Origin of the sequence: Vibrio neonatus (genome assembly GCF_024346975.1) — a bacterium.
GTDB classification, from domain to species: domain Bacteria; phylum Pseudomonadota; class Gammaproteobacteria; order Enterobacterales; family Vibrionaceae; genus Vibrio; species Vibrio neonatus.
The window spans coordinates 480,502-497,991 of record NZ_AP024885.1; the positions used below are offsets into that span (position 1 = coordinate 480,502).

A 17,490-nucleotide genomic window follows, 5' to 3' on the forward strand; every position below is an offset into this window, starting at 1 on the left:
GACGCATGTCAGTATTTATTAAATGGTTAGGAGTTGGGGCTGGAATAGTATCAATCTCTGTTTCAGCAATGACATTAGAGCAACAACGAGAAGCCTACGAGCAGGCTCAAACTCTCATCACTAATAAGGATATTCCTGAATATCAGGTATTAAGAGAGCAACTGAACGATTACCCACTGACACCTTATCTCGATTATCGTATGTATATGCTCGACTTAGACAAACGCACCCCAGTCGAAGTAGAGCAATACATAAAAGCACATCACCAATACCCATTTTCTCAGTCAATCCGAGGCTCATATCTAGATGCCTTAGTTAAAGCTGAAGACTGGAAGGGCTTTTACCGCTTTCAACCTAAAAAGCCACGTATGCAGAGCTATCAATGCAGCTATTACTTTGCTCAATATCAAATGGGCAAAACGGTGGATGCATTTAAAGGTGCTTCAAAGATATGGATGACAGGTTCTAGCATTGCCAAAGAGTGTAATGAGCTATTTAAAGCATGGGATGAAGCGGGTCTGCGTAAAGATACTGTGATTTTGCAACGTATGGGACTGGCTTTTGTCAGCCGCAATGCACGCTTGCTTAATTACTTACAAGACTTACCTGAATCCGATTCTGCTAAGGAAAACGCGCAAGCCATTAATCAATTGTATAAAGATACTTCGCAAATAGAAGCATTTGCCACATCTCAAGCACAATCTGATCTTAATAAGAAAGTGACCTTAGCAACCTTAAAGCGCATCACCTATCAACAAGCCAATCCGCAACTGGCGATTAAAGTGATAGATAAAGTTGCCAAAGCACAGAAGTTTACCGATAAAGAGTATCAAGATAGCGCCGATTATATCGCTTACAGCTTGATCAACACCGATGATGCCGAGCTGGCAAAGTGGCGTGATGACACACTACTAAAAAGCACGAATCCAAAATGGTTGCAGCGCAGAGCGCGTTTAGCCATTCAGCACCAAGACTGGCATGGACTCAATATTTGGATAGACAAAATGCCAACTAAAGAGAAAGAGTCTAAGCGTTGGCAGTATTGGAAAGCGCGCGCACAGCTTGCTCAAGGTGAGGTAAAAGAGGGTAAAGCGCGCATGCAAAAACTGCTTGGTTATCGCAGCTTTTATAGTATTGCAGCCGCTGATTACTTACAGCAGCCAATTCAATATAACACTTTAATGCCGACTAAATCAGAGGCTTCTATTGAGCCGTTTTCGGAGTCGTTAGCTCGCGTGAAAGAGCTTATCGCGGTAGATAAAATTAGCACGGCTAAACGCGAGTGGCGCTGGCTATTAGCTCGTTCAACTTCCGCACAAAAGAAACTATTAGCGCAATATGCAGCTAAGCATCACTGGAATCATCTTTCGGTGATTGCGACCATTGAAGCGAAAATGTGGGATCATATCAGCCTGCGTTTCCCAATTGCTCATCAATGGTGGTTTAACTTTTATGCGAAAAAGCACGACTTAGATCCAATTACTTTAATGGCATTAGCTCGACAAGAAAGTGGTTTAGATATTGATGCTCAATCGCCAGTAGGCGCTCGCGGTTTAATGCAAATTATGCCCAAAACGGCCGCCTCTACAGCCAAGCATTACAACATTGAATACAGCGGTGCTGATGAATTGTTTGATGTGAGTAAAAATATTGAGATTGGCAGTCAGTATTTAGCGGGCTTACTAGAGGATTACGATGGTAACCGAGTGCTCGCATTTGGCGCTTATAACGCAGGTCCAAATAGAGTGGAGCTATGGCGAGAAAGAACCGGCGGTAAAGTGGATGTCTATTCCTATATAGAATCGATTCCGTTTGCTGAAACTCGCGGTTACATCAAAAATATCCTGATGTTTGAGGTCTATTATCGCGATATCTTAAACAAAAAGGGGCCATTTTTATCTGACTTAGAGTCTGAAATGAAGTATTAATAAGAGAGTGTTAGAAGATAAGCAGATACGTTATGAACCCAGTAGAGCAAGAGTGGCAAAAGCTACTCGTTACCATAGCTAAAGCGGCAGAGCAGGGCGAGCATCAAACATTATTATCCATGATGCTCACGCCTGACGAGAAAGAAGCATTAGTCACTAGAGCAAAGATACTGCACAAGTTGTTGAACGAAAGCTGTTCACAGCGACAGATCAGTCAAGATCTTGGAGTAGGGATTGCAACGGTAACGCGGGGTTCTAACGAATTAAAAGGGCGTTCAGAGGAGGAGCAACAGCTTGTTTCTCGTCTTCTGAAACCCTTTGTCGAATAAAATGCAGACGTTAACTTAAAAAGCGTCTGCGTTATTAAATGGAATAAGAGCCAAGATAAGTGCTTGGTGATAAACACTACTGCGACTCAAACGGTTATTGGTCAGTATTCCAATAGCGCCGCCTTTTTGTTTGATATTGATGGTGCTATACACTTCATCCATCGCATCCCCAAGCTCTTTACCTTGCGTGATCAAATCCAATACCTTGCTAGGTAGCATGAGGCTCGATGAGCGCGATTCACCGTGCTTTTTCTCAGATTCAATATCTTGCTTGGATTCAATAATCATCCACGCAAAAGTGGCGTTATCTTCAATGCCTGCTTCTAAGCCCACATAAAATTGCGCATCGCAAATAGCTTGTTTGGCATTATCAACCCGAGTTTGTGCGCCGCGTTTTGTCTCTGCGTTGGACATAGGCTGATCGCTAACCCCGCTATCCACACTGACGCCGACAAAACTGAATGCTTGCTCAGGAAACACTTCATTAAAAGCACTTTCTACTGCTTTAATCTTGGCCGGATTTAAAGAGGCCACTACAACCTTGCTGATACTGCTGTTCATCTAAGGCACTTTAACCTGAGTTGGCTTGATATTTTCGCTTGGATAACAGCCTAGCACTTTCAGGTAACGGGTGATCGTAACCAATTCATTAATGGCCGATTGCGCCGCATGTGAATCGAGGTGAGTTTCAAGATCCATATAGAACATCTCTTCCCATGGATTGCCCATGATAGGACGAGACTCTAGCTTCTTAATATTGATGTTGTGGCGTTGCAGTACCAATAAGGTTTCTACCAATGAGCCTGCCTCTTGAGAGGTAGACATAATTAAGGTGGTTTTGGCTGGAATTTGATCGGAAACGCTGAACGCCTTACGCGCAACCACAATAAAGCGAGTATGGTTTTCGGTTTGGTTAGCAATATTTCCCTGCACGTTTTGTAAGCCGTACAGCTTACCACTGAGTGCATTACCGATAGCCACGGCGTCAGGGCGATTAAGCTCTTTCACTTTTAACATTGCATCGGCGGTGCTAGCACAGGTTTCTAATTTGGTGCCTTTTAGACGACCTAAGAAGTCACTGCATTGCTGATGAGGCTGAGGGTGAGAATAGATAGTCTTTATGTCTTCTAATCGCACTTCTTCTGGCGAGAGCAAACAGTGCTCAATCGGCTGAGAGAGTTCACCTACAATATATAGGGTAGTGTGCTGCAACAGGTCATACACTTCGTTGATAGAGCCAGAGCTGGTGTTCTCGATAGGCAGTACGCCATAGTCAGCATGCCCAGACTCAACGGTTTTAGTCACCTCTTTGAAAGACTCACAATTGAGTTCAATAAGGTCAGTGTTACGACGGCTAAAGTAATCTTGACTAGCTAAGTGCGAGTATGAACCTTTAGCACCAAGAAAAGCGACGCGAGCCAGAGGCTTACGTTGCAGAGCAGGGTTCACCAAGTTTTGTAGGTAGGCTTGCTGAAGTAATACTGAGTCTTCGATGATGGTGTAGAACACTTTAGTGATGTATTCCGCATCCAGTTGGTATTTCTCTTTACCGTTATTGATTAGTTTGACCAACAATTGTTGTTCTCTATCCGCATCTCTGACGGGCTTAGAGGTCTCCACTTTGCTTTTCGCGACTTCTAAGCTCAAATTACGGCGTTCGGAGAGCAAACTTAGCAGTTTATCGTCAAGAGCATTGAGGCGATTGCGAATATCGTCGAGAGAAAGTGGTGTTTCAGCCATTTCTAATTCCTTTAAATGGTGATTGCGAAAGAGAGTTATAGATCACAATAAGCTATGGCGGGAATTAGGGTCAAGCAAAAACAGCGCCGAAAGGGCGCTGTTTTTATAAGTTAGTTTATAGATTGATCTTAATTAAACTTCTTCAATCACAGGTTCTTCTGGTTCAACCGGTGCATCGGAATGACTTGCGCGTCGTGCGTCAGGTTTGTGGCGAAGTTTATTCAGTTGTCGTTCAAGTTTTTGTTCAACTTCATTCACTGCGATATATAAATCGGCATGAACGGCAGAAGCAACTAATTGTCCTTTTGGTACGCTGATGACTGCTTCAAATCGTTTGTTCTTATTTGGCTCTTCTTGGAAGCTTGCATTGCAACCAATAATGTCGACTTGCCATTTTTCTAGTTTTTTAAATTTCTCTTCAATATGAGAGCGAATTGCAGAGGTGATTTCAATGTTTTTGCCAGTAATGTTCATTTTCATATAGGTCGTTTCCTCTGTGTCTAACATCTTCCGTTAGGTTCAGATTACGACTTTGATAAAAAATATATGTGATCTAGATCACATTAAAAGCCAGTCAAAAATGGAGACATAATGTTTGTGATTATTTGCATATGTTTGCAAGAAAACCCTTGCCGAGACTCGTATTTAGTGTCAAATTTGAATGGATAAAGGCGCAGCGAGTTTAGGACTTGCTGCGCCTTTTTTAGTGAGTAATGGCTCTATTTTTATCGCTACCGACTCGTTGGCTTAACTTAGTACAGTATTAGCACTGCATGATTTTGTTTAATCTGAGACATCAAAGATCAATTGCACTGGGCTAATCTGTTTATTCAAATCATTATTCAATTCTTCACGCTCACTTTGGATCTCGCCAAGCTGCTTATAAATTGTGTAGTAACGATTTATATTGGCAACATACTGCACAGGCTCACGCCCTATGTTTCGCCTTGCCACGATTTCGACATTATTAAACCAGATATTGTGATCGTATCCCTGCTTTAGCGCTAAGGCTCTCATCCTACGGATTTTGGCTGGGCCTGCATTGTATGACGCTAGGCTAAAGTAAACTTTATTACTTTCATCGATATCAGGGTCACTAAAGTACCTATCGTGGATAAACCTTAGATACTTGGTTCCAGCATGAATATTATTTTCGACCGGCTTAATGTTAGGGATATTGATATAAGGGTCTTTCGCAGTAGCTGGCAGTACCTGCATAATGCCTACCGCACCTCGGTGTGAGACTTTACTATTGTCTAGACCTGATTCTTGAAAGGCTTGCGCCGACAGCATCACCCAATCAATTTGATATTCTTGTCCATAATGCTCAAATAGGTTAGATAAGCTTTCAAGTTTAGCCATTTTTTTCGGGTTTAAGGCGCGGGTTAACCAGCGTGTATCTTGCAGATACTTCTTATAGATAACATTGCCCAGCAAAGTGCCTCGTTTGGCTGTTTTTAAGTAGCTATTGATCACTTGCTTAAATTCAGGGTTGTGATGACGTAAAGCCCAAGCAATTTGTGCATCACTGCGTACAGGGAACTCTTCATGGACTTGAATGTTTTTCATCACGTTTAGCCACAAGCTGGCTTTATGACTATCAATAATGGTGGCGGGAATTAAGCCTTGATTGACCAATTCCACTAATTCTAGGTCTTGCAGGCTTTCTTGAACAAAATTTACTTGTATAGGAATATGCCCACTACTAGACAGTTGCTTGTTGAGCGCTTGGATACTTTCAAAGTAGCTAGAACTTGCTCTGATCCACACTTCCATCCCACTGACTTGCTCAGCAGAAGTAATGGGTTCTTGTGAATTATGAGTAAGGAACAGTTCGTTGACCCCAGTAAGGATAGGGGTGCTGAAGTCGACTTCTTTTTTGCGCCGCTCAGTAATGGTGAGATTAGCAATCGCCACATCGCCTTGACCATCGTTTAACGCATCAAACAGCGCATCTCGAGTGACAGGGATAATTTTAATCCGCATGTAAGGATGTTTTTTCTTCAAGCTAAGCTCAAAGTGATGTAATTGCTCGGCGATGATGCCTTTTGGTCTGCCACCTTCTACATAGTAAAAACCAAGATCAGCAGCCACTAAAGCGCGAACCACGCCTTTTTCTTTGATGACTTTATAATCACCAATATAGGTGTTCTTTTGGATTGGAGACAGTTCAAGTGCCTGTGTCGGTAAGGACAGCAGGACAGAGGCAAGTAGCCCCAGCATAAGATTTTTCATACAACATTCCGTGTTGGTTTATGAAAAAGTGGCACGTGCACCACAGCGAGATGTTAAATATTTAACATCTCGCTTCTTAAATTTAACACTTAAAGTGGATTTAGCTCAATGAGTTTTTCAGTTCGAGCCACGGCATCATCTAATTTAAGTTCTTGATAGGCGATAAGTTGTAAGCGTAAAGACTTACGTGCTGCCTCAGTATCAGGGTAGCTACGTTGCAATTCTTGACAGCGGTTGATGGCCGCAATCCATGCTTTACGACGGATGTAAAAATCGGCAGAAGCATAGTCATAGTCAGCCAGACGCTTTTTCAACGCTATCATGCGTTGCTCGGCATCTTCTGCATATGCACTGGTAGGGTAACGCTGCAATAAACGTTTGAAGTCAGAAAATGCTTGTTTGACGGGTTCAGGATCTCGATCAGAACGATCGATGTTAAACACATCATGCAAAAAGTTTCTGTCTTGCGCCATATGCGTTAAACCACGCATATATAAAACCCAGTCAGATCTTTCATGGGTTGGGTTTAAGCGAATAAAACGCTCGATGGTAGCAAGAGCCAATGGAAGCTCATCATTTTTGTAATACGCATATATAAGATCAAGTTGCACTTGTTCTGAATACGGACCAAATGGATAGCGAGAATCTAAAGCTTCTAGCTTTTCTACAGCAGACGACCAAGAGCCAGCTCGGAGTGAAGTCTGAGCATCTGCATACAATTGTGAAGGTGGTACATCGGGTACAATTTCATCGCTACTGCTGCATCCGAAAAGCAACATAGCAGACAAAAGGCCGACTAGAGTTTGATGTTTCATATTAAAACGCGAAGCCATGCTCAATTAAATTATTTCCTAGGTTGCCGTTACAATCGGCGAGTAAGCAGATACAATAACGGAAACGCTTATTTTTTCATATAAACAAGCATTAGTCCCACTGTTTTTTAAAAAGTTAGATATGGCCCAGCAGATAGAATTAAAAAGTACCGTAAAAGAGAGTCAACTAGGTCAACGCCTAGACCAGGCCATCGCAGAATTGTTCGATGAGTTTTCCCGTTCGCGTTTAAAAGAATGGTTACTCGCCGGAAAAGTCAGCGTTGATGGTGCCGTTGTCACAAAAGCTCGCGTTAGGGTAATGGGTGGTGAGGACATTGTTGTTTTGGCAGAAATCGAAGATGAAGAACGATGGGAAGCCCAAGACATACCTTTAGACATTGTTTATGAAGATGAAGATCTGTTAGTGATCAATAAGCCTAGAGGCCTAGTGGTTCACCCTGGAGCAGGTACTCCAGATGGCACAGTATTGAATGCACTATTGCATCATTACCCTCAGATTGCCGAAGTACCGCGTGCGGGTATCGTGCATCGTCTTGATAAAGACACCACAGGTTTGATGGTAGTGGCAAAAAATGTCCCTACGCAAACTCGCTTAGTGCGTACTTTGCAAAAACGCCGTATTACTCGTGAATACGAAGCGATTGCGATTGGTAAAATGACCGCTGGTGGCATGATTGATAAAGCTATCGGACGTCACTCAACCAAACGCATCTTAATGGCAGTCAGTGAATTCGGTAAGCCAGCAATCACTCACTATCGTGTTGCTGAGCGTTTCCGTGAGCACACACGTATTCGACTACGTCTAGAAACAGGCCGTACTCACCAAATTCGTGTACACATGTCTTACTTACAACATCCACTGCTAGGTGATATCGCCTATGGTGGTCGTGCACGTATTCCAAAAGGCGCAACAGAAGAACTGACTACTATGATCCGCAGTTTTGATCGTCAGGCTCTACACGCGGTTATGCTGAAGTTTGTGCATCCAACAACAGGCGAAGAAATGCAATTTCATGCTCCTGTTCCTGATGACATGATTGAGATGGCTGAAGCGCTGCGCCAAGATATGCGCGACAACTACGAAGACGAATATTAATCATGAGTTACTTGCATCCCAATTGGAACGTAGCAAATTGCGTAAAGTCCATTAGCTCCACTCGCAAAGGTGGTTTTTCTGTGGGCGATTTTGCCAGTCTCAATTTAGGGATGCATGTTAATGATGATCCGGTTACGGTGCAGAAAAACCGCGATCATCTCGCTCAATTAAGCAATATGCCGTCACCTCCGGTATGGATGAATCAAACTCACTCCACTACAGTAGTTGAGTTAACCGAGCCAACGACTGAAACTATCGAAGCTGACGCACTCGTAACTTCAGTGCCGGGTGTAGTGTGTAGCGTTATGACTGCGGATTGTCTGCCAGTATTGTTTGCCAGTGCTGATGGAACAAAAGTAGCCAGTACACATGCTGGTTGGCGCGGCTTGGTGGGAGGGATTTTAGAAAATACCTTGAGTCACTTTTCTGGCCCCGTAGTCGCTTGGATTGGTCCTGCCATTAGTTTGGATGCTTTTGAAGTGGGCGATGAAGTCCGAGAGCAGTTTATTCAAGTAAACAGCGATGATGCGGTCGCGTTTCATCAACACAAACCGGGTAAGTGGATGGCCGATCTTCCTTTATTGGCTAAATTACGATTACAAAGAGCAGGTTGCGATCACATCTCGCTATCTGGTTTATGTACTTACCAAGATCAAGAGCGTTTCTTTTCCTATCGCAGACAAGCCTCAACAGGTCGTCAATCTAGCTTTATTTGGATTGAATAGTTTACCTGCATAATTCCTGTAGCACTTGAAATTAGCCTTACAAGCCCCCATATAACTAGTATACCAATCACAAAGCGATACGTACGGTTGGTACCCTAGTCATCAATTGCTCTCAGGAGGCCAATATGCGTTATGATCGACTAACCGGCAAATTTCAAGCCGCCCTCTCAGATGCCCAATCCTTGGCTGTAGGTCGAGATCATCAATATATAGAACCTAGCCACCTTTTATTCTCTTTGCTCGATCAAGAGGGTGGTAGTGTAAGACCGCTTCTGACTATGCTAAAAGTTGACCTTGTTCAACTGCGCGCTCAACTGTCCGATAAATTAGATAGCTTTCCCAAAGTCAGTGGTATGGCCGCTGATGTACAGGTTTCTGCGACATTAACTAAATTACTTAACCTGTGTGATAAATTTGCGCAAAAACGTAATGATAGCTACATCTCCTCAGAGCTATTTTTACAAGCCGCAATTAACGACAGTAGCCAACTTGGACCAATGCTGAAAGCGCAAGGGGTTACCGAGAAGAAAATCATCGATGCCATCGAAAAGATCACCGGTGGTCAAAAGGTCGATGATCCTAGTGCAGAAGATCAAAGACAAGCACTCAGCAAATACACTATTGATTTAACTGAGCGTGCAGAGCAGGGCAAACTCGACCCTGTTATTGGTCGTGATGATGAGATTCGTCGCACCATTCAAGTATTGCAACGCAGAACCAAAAACAACCCTGTGCTTATCGGTGAACCCGGTGTGGGTAAAACCGCTATCGTCGAAGGCTTAGCACAACGAATTATCAATGATGAAGTCCCTGAAGGCCTAAAAGGACGTCGAGTTCTTTCTTTAGATATGGGGGCATTGATTGCCGGTGCTAAATATCGCGGTGAATTTGAAGAACGTTTAAAAGCGGTGCTTAACGAACTAGCCCAAGAAAATGGCAATATCATTTTGTTCATTGATGAAATGCACACCGTAGTGGGCGCAGGTAAAGGCGACGGCGCAATGGATGCCGGTAATATGCTAAAACCAGCTCTAGCGCGTGGTGATTTACACTGCGTGGGCGCAACAACACTGGATGAACATAGACAATACATCGAAAAAGATCCGGCACTGGAACGTCGTTTCCAAAAAGTGCTGGTGGATGAGCCTAGTGTTGAAGACACCATCGCTATTTTACGTGGTTTAAAAGAGAAGTATGAACTTCACCACCATGTTGATATTACCGATCCGGCTATCGTAGCGGCGGCCACCTTGTCACATCGCTATGTGTCTGATCGTCAGCTTCCTGATAAAGCCATCGATTTGATTGATGAAGCGGCGTCTTCTATTCGTATGCAGATCGATTCAAAACCGGAAGCGATGGATAAACTCGATCGTAAAATCATCCAATTGAAAATGGAGCAACAAGCGCTCAATAAAGAAGATGATGATGCCAGCCGTAAACGGGTTGCCTTGATCAACGAAGAGTTATCAGACAAAGAACGCCAATATGCTGAGCTAGATGAAGTATGGACAGCAGAAAAAGCGTCACTATCTGGCACGCAAGATATCAAAGCTGAACTAGAGCAAGCTCGTTTAGATATTGAATTTGCCCGTCGAGCAGGTGATCTGAATCGTATGTCTGAATTGCAATACGGTCGCATTCCGGATTTAGAAAAACAGTTGCAGTTAGCCTCTGACGCAGAGCAAAAAGAACTGACCTTACTGAAAAACAAAGTAGGGGATGCCGAAATTGCCGAAGTGCTATCCAAACAAACCGGTATTCCAGTTGCTAAAATGTTGGAAGCAGAAAAATCCAAACTTTTGCGTATGGAAGAAGATCTACACCAAAAAGTGATTGGTCAAAACGAAGCCGTAAGTGCTGTGGCTGATGCCATTCGCCGTAGTCGAGCAGGATTGTCCGATCCAAACAAACCGATTGGTTCTTTCTTATTCTTAGGTCCAACTGGGGTAGGTAAAACCGAACTGTGTAAAACATTGGCTCACTTCCTATTTGATAGTGAAGAGGCAATGGTGCGCATTGATATGTCAGAGTTCATGGAAAAACATTCTGTGGCTCGACTAGTGGGCGCGCCTCCGGGCTATGTTGGTTATGAAGAAGGCGGTTACCTTACTGAGGCTGTAAGACGTCGTCCATATTCTGTTATCTTGCTTGATGAAGTAGAGAAAGCGCATCCAGATGTGTTCAATATTTTATTACAAGTATTAGATGATGGACGCTTAACCGATGGACAAGGTCGCACTGTTGATTTTAGAAATACCGTATTGATCATGACGTCTAATTTGGGCTCAACAGAAATCCATGCAGGATTTGGTGAAAGCTCGTACGCTCAAATGAAAGAACAAGTGATGGATGTGGTGAAAAATCATTTCCGCCCTGAGTTCCTAAACCGAGTGGATGAAAGTGTGGTATTCCACCCATTAGCACAGAAACACATTCGCAATATTGCGTCTATTCAGTTGCAAGCATTGGTAGAACGTTTGGAAGCGAAAGATTACCCAATGTCTATTAGTGATGAAGCATTGGATAAAATTGCGCAAATTGGCTTTGATCCTGTTTATGGGGCAAGACCACTAAAACGTGCAATCCAACAATATGTTGAAAATCCATTAGCTAAATCACTACTTTCTGGGAAATTTGTACCAGGACAAGTGATTGAGTTAACTGTTGAAGGCGATGATATCGTAGCGAAACAAAGCTAATGACGGTTATTATTCGCTTATAAAAGCGACGAAAACGGTTGCTTTGACTGAAAAATAGCCAACCAAACAGTTTTATTTAAAAAACTGCATTTTAGGGGTTGTCAGGGGGCGTTTTATTCTTATAATGCGCCTCCGTTGTCACGATAAACTTCGCTGACAACAAGTGGTGCTAAAAAGATGAAATGATTAATAAAAAAGTGGTTGACACTGGTAATTATCTCATTAGAATACACCACTCGCTCAAAGGGGGTAACCCTTGAAAGCAACGCTCTTTAACAATTTAAACCTATCAATCTGTGTGGGCACTCGTTGATGATAATCGAAAAGATTTATCAATGAACTGAGTGACCAATACAATGATTTTTAATCATTGGCACAGTCAATTCATTACTATTCTGTTGGAATAGTAATAGCTTTAAAATTACTTCTTTATTTATAAAGAAAGAGTTTTGAAGTCAGTATTCATTGAGCCGGTCGCCTTTTTACAAGAGCGGCCAAAAAAACTTTAATTGAAGAGTTTGATCATGGCTCAGATTGAACGCTGGCGGCAGGCCTAACACATGCAAGTCGAGCGGAAACGAGTTATCTGAACCTTCGGGGAACGATAACGGCGTCGAGCGGCGGACGGGTGAGTAATGCCTGGGAAATTGCCCTGATGTGGGGGATAACTATTGGAAACGATAGCTAATACCGCATAATGTCTACGGACCAAAGAGGGGGACCTTCGGGCCTCTCGCTTCAGGATATGCCCAGGTGGGATTAGCTAGTTGGTGAGGTAATGGCTCACCAAGGCGACGATCCCTAGCTGGTCTGAGAGGATGATCAGCCACACTGGAACTGAGACACGGTCCAGACTCCTACGGGAGGCAGCAGTGGGGAATATTGCACAATGGGCGCAAGCCTGATGCAGCCATGCCGCGTGTATGAAGAAGGCCTTCGGGTTGTAAAGTACTTTCAGTCGTGAGGAAGGCGTTGAAGTTAATAGCTTCATCGTTTGACGTTAGCGACAGAAGAAGCACCGGCTAACTCCGTGCCAGCAGCCGCGGTAATACGGAGGGTGCGAGCGTTAATCGGAATTACTGGGCGTAAAGCGCATGCAGGTGGTTTGTTAAGTCAGATGTGAAAGCCCGGGGCTCAACCTCGGAACCGCATTTGAAACTGGCAGGCTAGAGTACTGTAGAGGGGGGTAGAATTTCAGGTGTAGCGGTGAAATGCGTAGAGATCTGAAGGAATACCAGTGGCGAAGGCGGCCCCCTGGACAGATACTGACACTCAGATGCGAAAGCGTGGGGAGCAAACAGGATTAGATACCCTGGTAGTCCACGCCGTAAACGATGTCTACTTGGAGGTTGTGGCCTTGAGCCGTGGCTTTCGGAGCTAACGCGTTAAGTAGACCGCCTGGGGAGTACGGTCGCAAGATTAAAACTCAAATGAATTGACGGGGGCCCGCACAAGCGGTGGAGCATGTGGTTTAATTCGATGCAACGCGAAGAACCTTACCTACTCTTGACATCCAGAGAACTTTTCAGAGATGAATTGGTGCCTTCGGGAACTCTGAGACAGGTGCTGCATGGCTGTCGTCAGCTCGTGTTGTGAAATGTTGGGTTAAGTCCCGCAACGAGCGCAACCCTTATCCTTGTTTGCCAGCACGTAATGGTGGGAACTCCAGGGAGACTGCCGGTGATAAACCGGAGGAAGGTGGGGACGACGTCAAGTCATCATGGCCCTTACGAGTAGGGCTACACACGTGCTACAATGGCGCATACAGAGGGCGGCCAACCAGCGATGGTGAGCGAATCCCAAAAAGTGCGTCGTAGTCCGGATTGGAGTCTGCAACTCGACTCCATGAAGTCGGAATCGCTAGTAATCGTAGATCAGAATGCTACGGTGAATACGTTCCCGGGCCTTGTACACACCGCCCGTCACACCATGGGAGTGGGCTGCAAAAGAAGTGGGTAGTTTAACCTTCGGGAGGACGCTCACCACTTTGTGGTTCATGACTGGGGTGAAGTCGTAACAAGGTAGCCCTAGGGGAACCTGGGGCTGGATCACCTCCTTATACGATGATTATTCACGATGAGTGTCCACACAGATTGATATGGTTTAGAAAGTAAAGAGATTCGAGATGTCCCCCAAGACATCTCACTTAGTGTCCCGTTCGTCTAGAGGCCTAGGACACCGCCCTTTCACGGCGGTAACAGGGGTTCGACTCCCCTACGGGATACCATTGGGTCGTTAGCTCAGCTGGTAGAGCAGTTGACTTTTAATCAATTGGTCGCAGGTTCGAATCCTGCACGACCCACCATTTTCTCCTTTTGGCAGAAAATGAATCTAAGATGGGGCTATAGCTCAGCTGGGAGAGCGCCTGCCTTGCACGCAGGAGGTCTGCGGTTCGATCCCGCATAGCTCCACCATTCTTAGAAATGTTCATACCACTGAACAATAAAATGTGGGCGATTAGCTCAGTTGGGAGAGCACCTCCCTTACAAGGAGGGGGTCACTGGTTCGAGCCCAGTATCGCCCACCATTCTCTGACTATTTTTGGAAAGTTATTCCAAACCAGAACAAGAAATTGATACTGGTTGGGATTTTTGTCGCCTAAGCGATTTACCGAAAGTGATTAGAAAATGGTTTTATAGCTGTATGGCTAAAAAATCTCGCTCTTTAACAATTTGGAAAGCTGACGATAAGTAATTGATTTATTACTTATCAAATTTAAAAGTTCTCAAATCCTATATCTTTATGATGTAGGTACCAACACACATTCAAGTGTTCTTGCCTTTTTATTTCCACTTTTTTTAAAAAAAGTAGAACAAAAAAGGACATCTACTTTAAGTAGGTGTGTAAATTTGAGTCCGGCAAAATCGAATGTTATCTCGCTCATAATAAAGAGATAACGCACCTTGGAAACGTCATACTACGTTGTAGCAAACGTATTGCGTAAGCAAGACCCTTTGGGGTTGTATGGTTAAGTGACTAAGCGTACACGGTGGATGCCTTGGCAGTCAGAGGCGATGAAAGACGTAATAACTTGCGATAAGCCCAGATTAGGTAGTAATAACCATTTGAGTCTGGGATTTCTGAATGGGGAAACCCACGTGCATAAGCACGTATCATTAACTGAATACATAGGTTAATGAGGCAAACCCGGGGAACTGAAACATCTAAGTACCCGGAGGAAGAGAAATCAACCGAGATTCCGAAAGTAGCGGCGAGCGAAATTGGATTAGCCCTTAAGCTTTTAATGACACAGACGAAGGCTCTGGAAAGTGCCGCAATAAAGGGTGATAGCCCCGTAGTCGACATGTCATTTTAAGTGAAATCGAGTAAGGCGGGACACGTGATATCCTGTTTGAACATGGGGGGACCATCCTCCAAGGCTAAATACTACTGACTGACCGATAGTGAACCAGTACCGTGAGGGAAAGGCGAAAAGAACCCCTGTGAGGGGAGTGAAATAGAACCTGAAACCGTGTACGTACAAGCAGTAGGAGCTCTTCGAGAGTGACTGCGTACCTTTTGTATAATGGGTCAGCGACTTAATTTTAGTAGCAAGGTTAACCGATTAGGGGAGCCGTAGGGAAACCGAGTCTTAACTGGGCGTCGAGTTGCTAGAATTAGACCCGAAACCAGGTGATCTAGCCATGGGCAGGTTGAAGGTTGAGTAACATCAACTGGAGGACCGAACCGACTAATGTTGAAAAATTAGCGGATGACTTGTGGCTAGGGGTGAAAGGCCAATCAAACCTGGAGATAGCTGGTTCTCCCCGAAAGCTATTTAGGTAGCGCCTCGGACGAATACCAATGGGGGTAGAGCACTGTTAAGGCTAGGGGGTCATCCCGACTTACCAACCCTTTGCAAACTCCGAATACCATTGAGTACTATCCGGGAGACACACGGCGGGTGCTAACGTCCGTCGTGGAGAGGGAAACAACCCAGACCGCCAGCTAAGGTCCCAAAGTATAGCTAAGTGGGAAACGATGTGGGAAGGCTTAGACAGCCAGGATGTTGGCTTAGAAGCAGCCATCATTTAAAGAAAGCGTAATAGCTCACTGGTCGAGTCGGCCTGCGCGGAAGATGTAACGGGGCTAAGCTATACACCGAAGCTGCGGCTGCACACTTTGTGTGCGGGGTAGGGGAGCGTTCTGTAAGCCGTTGAAGGTGGTCTGTAAGGGCTGCTGGAGGTATCAGAAGTGCGAATGCTGACATGAGTAACGATAATGGGGGTGAAAAACCCCCACGCCGGAAGACCAAGGGTTCCTGTCCAACGTTAATCGGGGCAGGGTAAGTCGACCCCTAAGGCGAGGCCGAAAGGCGTAGTCGATGGGAAACGGGTTAATATTCCCGTACTTCTTATAATTGCGATGGGGGGACGGAGAAGGCTAGGTGGGCCTGGCGATGGTTGTCCAGGTTCAAGTATGTAGGCGGAAAGTTTAGGTAAATCCGGACTTTCTTAACGCTGAGATACGATGTCGAGCTGCTACGTGCAGTGAAGTCATTGATGCCATGCTTCCAGGAAAAGCCTCTAAGCTTCAGATTATAAGGAATCGTACTCCAAACCGACACAGGTGGTCGGGTAGAGAATACCAAGGCGCTTGAGAGAACTCGGGTGAAGGAACTAGGCAAAATGGTACCGTAACTTCGGGAGAAGGTACGCTCTTGGCGGTGAAGTCCCTTGCGGATGGAGCTACTAGGAGTCGCAGATACCAGGTGGCTGCAACTGTTTATTAAAAACACAGCACTGTGCAAAATCGTAAGATGACGTATACGGTGTGACGCCTGCCCGGTGCCGGAAGGTTAATTGATGGGGTTAGACTTAGGTCGAAGCTCTTGATCGAAGCCCCGGTAAACGGCGGCCGTAACTATAACGGTCCTAAGGTAGCGAAATTCCTTGTCGGGTAAGTTCCGACCTGCACGAATGGCGTAATGATGGCCACGCTGTCTCCACCCGAGACTCAGTGAAATTGAAATCGCTGTGAAGATGCAGTGTACCCGCGGCTAGACGGAAAGACCCCGTGAACCTTTACTACAGCTTGGCACTGAACATTGACCCTACATGTGTAGGATAGGTGGGAGCCTTTGAAACAAGCACGCCAGTGTTTGTGGAGGCAATCTTGAAATACCACCCTTGTATGCTTGATGTTCTAACGTAGGTCCCTAATCGGGATTGCGGACAGTGCCTGGTGGGTAGTTTGACTGGGGCGGTCTCCTCCCAAAGAGTAACGGAGGAGCACGAAGGTGGGCTAAACACGGTTGGACATCGTGTGGTTAGTGCAATGGCATAAGCCCGCTTGACTGCGAGAATGACAATTCGAGCAGGTGCGAAAGCAGGTCATAGTGATCCGGTGGTTCTGAATGGAAGGGCCATCGCTCAACGGATAAAAGGTACTCCGGGGATAACAGGCTGATACCGCCCAAGAGTTCATATCGACGGCGGTGTTTGGCACCTCGATGTCGGCTCATCACATCCTGGGGCTGAAGTCGGTCCCAAGGGTATGGCTGTTCGCCATTTAAAGTGGTACGCGAGCTGGGTTTAGAACGTCGTGAGACAGTTCGGTCCCTATCTGCCGTGGGCGTTGGAAGATTGAAGGGGGCTGCTCCTAGTACGAGAGGACCGGAGTGGACGAACCTCTGGTGTTCGGGTTGTCATGCCAATGGCATTGCCCGGTAGCTAAGTTCGGAATCGATAAGCGCTGAAAGCATCTAAGCGCGAAGCGAGCCCTGAGATGAGTCTTCCCTGGCACTTTAAGTGTCCTAAAGGGTTGTTCGAGACTAGAACGTTGATAGGCAGGGTGTGTAAGTGCTGTGAGGCATTGAGCTAACCTGTACTAATTGCCCGTGAGGCTTAACCATACAACACCCAAGGGGTTTTGTGGACTCAAAGTAAGAACTTTGAATGTG

At 45.2% G+C, this 17,490-nt stretch carries 10 protein-coding genes, 4 tRNA genes and 2 rRNA genes; 11 read left to right on the top strand and 5 right to left on the bottom strand.

What is annotated here, in order from left to right:
• Positions 1-5 precede the first annotated feature (5 nt).
• Together sltY and trpR are read left to right on the top strand one after the other, a co-directional pair.
• A complete protein-coding gene (gene sltY, locus OCU38_RS02285; protein WP_261823616.1) occupies positions 6-1,928 on the top strand; it encodes a murein transglycosylase in 1,923 nt (640 codons plus the stop codon).
• A gap of 32 nt (positions 1,929-1,960) precedes the next feature.
• Positions 1,961-2,257 carry a trp operon repressor gene (gene trpR, locus OCU38_RS02290; RefSeq protein ID WP_261823617.1) on the top strand — a complete coding sequence of 99 codons (297 nt, stop codon included), beginning with the start codon at positions 1,961-1,963 and terminating at the stop codon, positions 2,255-2,257.
• Positions 2,258-2,272: 15 nt separating this feature from the next.
• On the opposite strand, the gene yjjX is transcribed toward trpR, so the two are convergent.
• From yjjX to bamD, 5 genes are all read right to left on the bottom strand, one after another.
• Entirely contained in the window at positions 2,273-2,818 is a 546-nt protein-coding gene (gene yjjX / locus OCU38_RS02295) for an inosine/xanthosine triphosphatase (RefSeq protein WP_261823618.1), read from the bottom strand.
• On the bottom strand, positions 2,819-3,997 hold the full coding sequence (locus OCU38_RS02300) for a chorismate mutase (protein WP_261823619.1): 1,179 nt from the start codon (positions 3,995-3,997) through the stop codon (positions 2,819-2,821).
• A gap of 132 nt (positions 3,998-4,129) precedes the next feature.
• A complete protein-coding gene (gene hpf, locus OCU38_RS02305; RefSeq protein ID WP_261823620.1) occupies positions 4,130-4,477 on the bottom strand; it encodes a ribosome hibernation-promoting factor, HPF/YfiA family in 348 nt (115 codons plus the stop codon).
• A gap of 303 nt (positions 4,478-4,780) precedes the next feature.
• Positions 4,781-6,232, bottom strand: a complete 1,452-nt coding sequence (locus tag OCU38_RS02310; RefSeq protein ID WP_261823621.1) for an MltF family protein — start codon at positions 6,230-6,232, stop codon at positions 4,781-4,783.
• Between the two features lie 89 nt (positions 6,233-6,321).
• Entirely contained in the window at positions 6,322-7,047 is a 726-nt protein-coding gene (gene bamD / locus OCU38_RS02315) for an outer membrane protein assembly factor BamD (protein WP_261823622.1), read from the bottom strand.
• A 139-nt stretch (positions 7,048-7,186) separates the two neighbouring features.
• On the opposite strand from bamD, the gene rluD reads away from it, so the two are divergent.
• The 9 genes from rluD (at position 7,187) to OCU38_RS02360 (ending at position 17,442) form a co-directional block, all read left to right on the top strand.
• On the top strand, positions 7,187-8,161 hold the full coding sequence (gene rluD / locus OCU38_RS02320) for a 23S rRNA pseudouridine(1911/1915/1917) synthase RluD (RefSeq protein ID WP_261823623.1): 975 nt from the start codon (positions 7,187-7,189) through the stop codon (positions 8,159-8,161).
• Positions 8,162-8,163: 2 nt separating this feature from the next.
• Entirely contained in the window at positions 8,164-8,886 is a 723-nt protein-coding gene (gene pgeF / locus OCU38_RS02325; protein WP_261823624.1) for a peptidoglycan editing factor PgeF, read from the top strand.
• A 125-nt stretch (positions 8,887-9,011) separates the two neighbouring features.
• Positions 9,012-11,588, top strand: a complete 2,577-nt coding sequence (gene clpB, locus OCU38_RS02330) for an ATP-dependent chaperone ClpB (protein WP_261823625.1) — start codon at positions 9,012-9,014, stop codon at positions 11,586-11,588.
• Positions 11,589-12,094: 506 nt separating this feature from the next.
• Positions 12,095-13,647: ribosomal RNA gene (locus OCU38_RS02335) — 16S ribosomal RNA — on the top strand.
• 92 nt (positions 13,648-13,739) lie between these two features.
• Positions 13,740-13,815, top strand: a tRNA-Glu gene (locus OCU38_RS02340).
• A 2-nt stretch (positions 13,816-13,817) separates the two neighbouring features.
• Positions 13,818-13,893: transfer RNA gene (locus OCU38_RS02345), tRNA-Lys, on the top strand.
• Positions 13,894-13,926: 33 nt separating this feature from the next.
• A tRNA-Ala gene (locus OCU38_RS02350) sits at positions 13,927-14,002 on the top strand.
• A 37-nt stretch (positions 14,003-14,039) separates the two neighbouring features.
• Positions 14,040-14,115: transfer RNA gene (locus OCU38_RS02355), tRNA-Val, on the top strand.
• 439 nt (positions 14,116-14,554) lie between these two features.
• Positions 14,555-17,442, top strand: a 23S ribosomal RNA gene (locus tag OCU38_RS02360).
• The 16S and 23S rRNA genes sit together here with 4 tRNA genes alongside, the layout of an rRNA operon.
• The last annotated feature ends 48 nt before the right edge of the window (positions 17,443-17,490 follow it).

Bases quoted from the DNA above. Each gene is read 5' to 3' on its own strand.
- sltY (WP_261823616.1), top strand. From the start codon at position 6: ATGTCAGTATTTATTAAATGGTTAGGAGTTGGGGCTGGAATAGTATCA.
- trpR (WP_261823617.1), top strand. From the start codon at position 1,961: ATGAACCCAGTAGAGCAAGAGTGGCAAAAGCTACTCGTTACCATAGCT.
- yjjX (WP_261823618.1), bottom strand. From the start codon at position 2,818: ATGAACAGCAGTATCAGCAAGGTTGTAGTGGCCTCTTTAAATCCGGCC.
- OCU38_RS02300 (WP_261823619.1), bottom strand. From the start codon at position 3,997: ATGGCTGAAACACCACTTTCTCTCGACGATATTCGCAATCGCCTCAAT.
- hpf (WP_261823620.1), bottom strand. From the start codon at position 4,477: ATGAAAATGAACATTACTGGCAAAAACATTGAAATCACCTCTGCAATT.
- OCU38_RS02310 (WP_261823621.1), bottom strand. From the start codon at position 6,232: ATGAAAAATCTTATGCTGGGGCTACTTGCCTCTGTCCTGCTGTCCTTA.
- bamD (WP_261823622.1), bottom strand. From the start codon at position 7,047: ATGAAACATCAAACTCTAGTCGGCCTTTTGTCTGCTATGTTGCTTTTC.
- rluD (WP_261823623.1), top strand. From the start codon at position 7,187: ATGGCCCAGCAGATAGAATTAAAAAGTACCGTAAAAGAGAGTCAACTA.
- pgeF (WP_261823624.1), top strand. From the start codon at position 8,164: ATGAGTTACTTGCATCCCAATTGGAACGTAGCAAATTGCGTAAAGTCC.
- clpB (WP_261823625.1), top strand. From the start codon at position 9,012: ATGCGTTATGATCGACTAACCGGCAAATTTCAAGCCGCCCTCTCAGAT.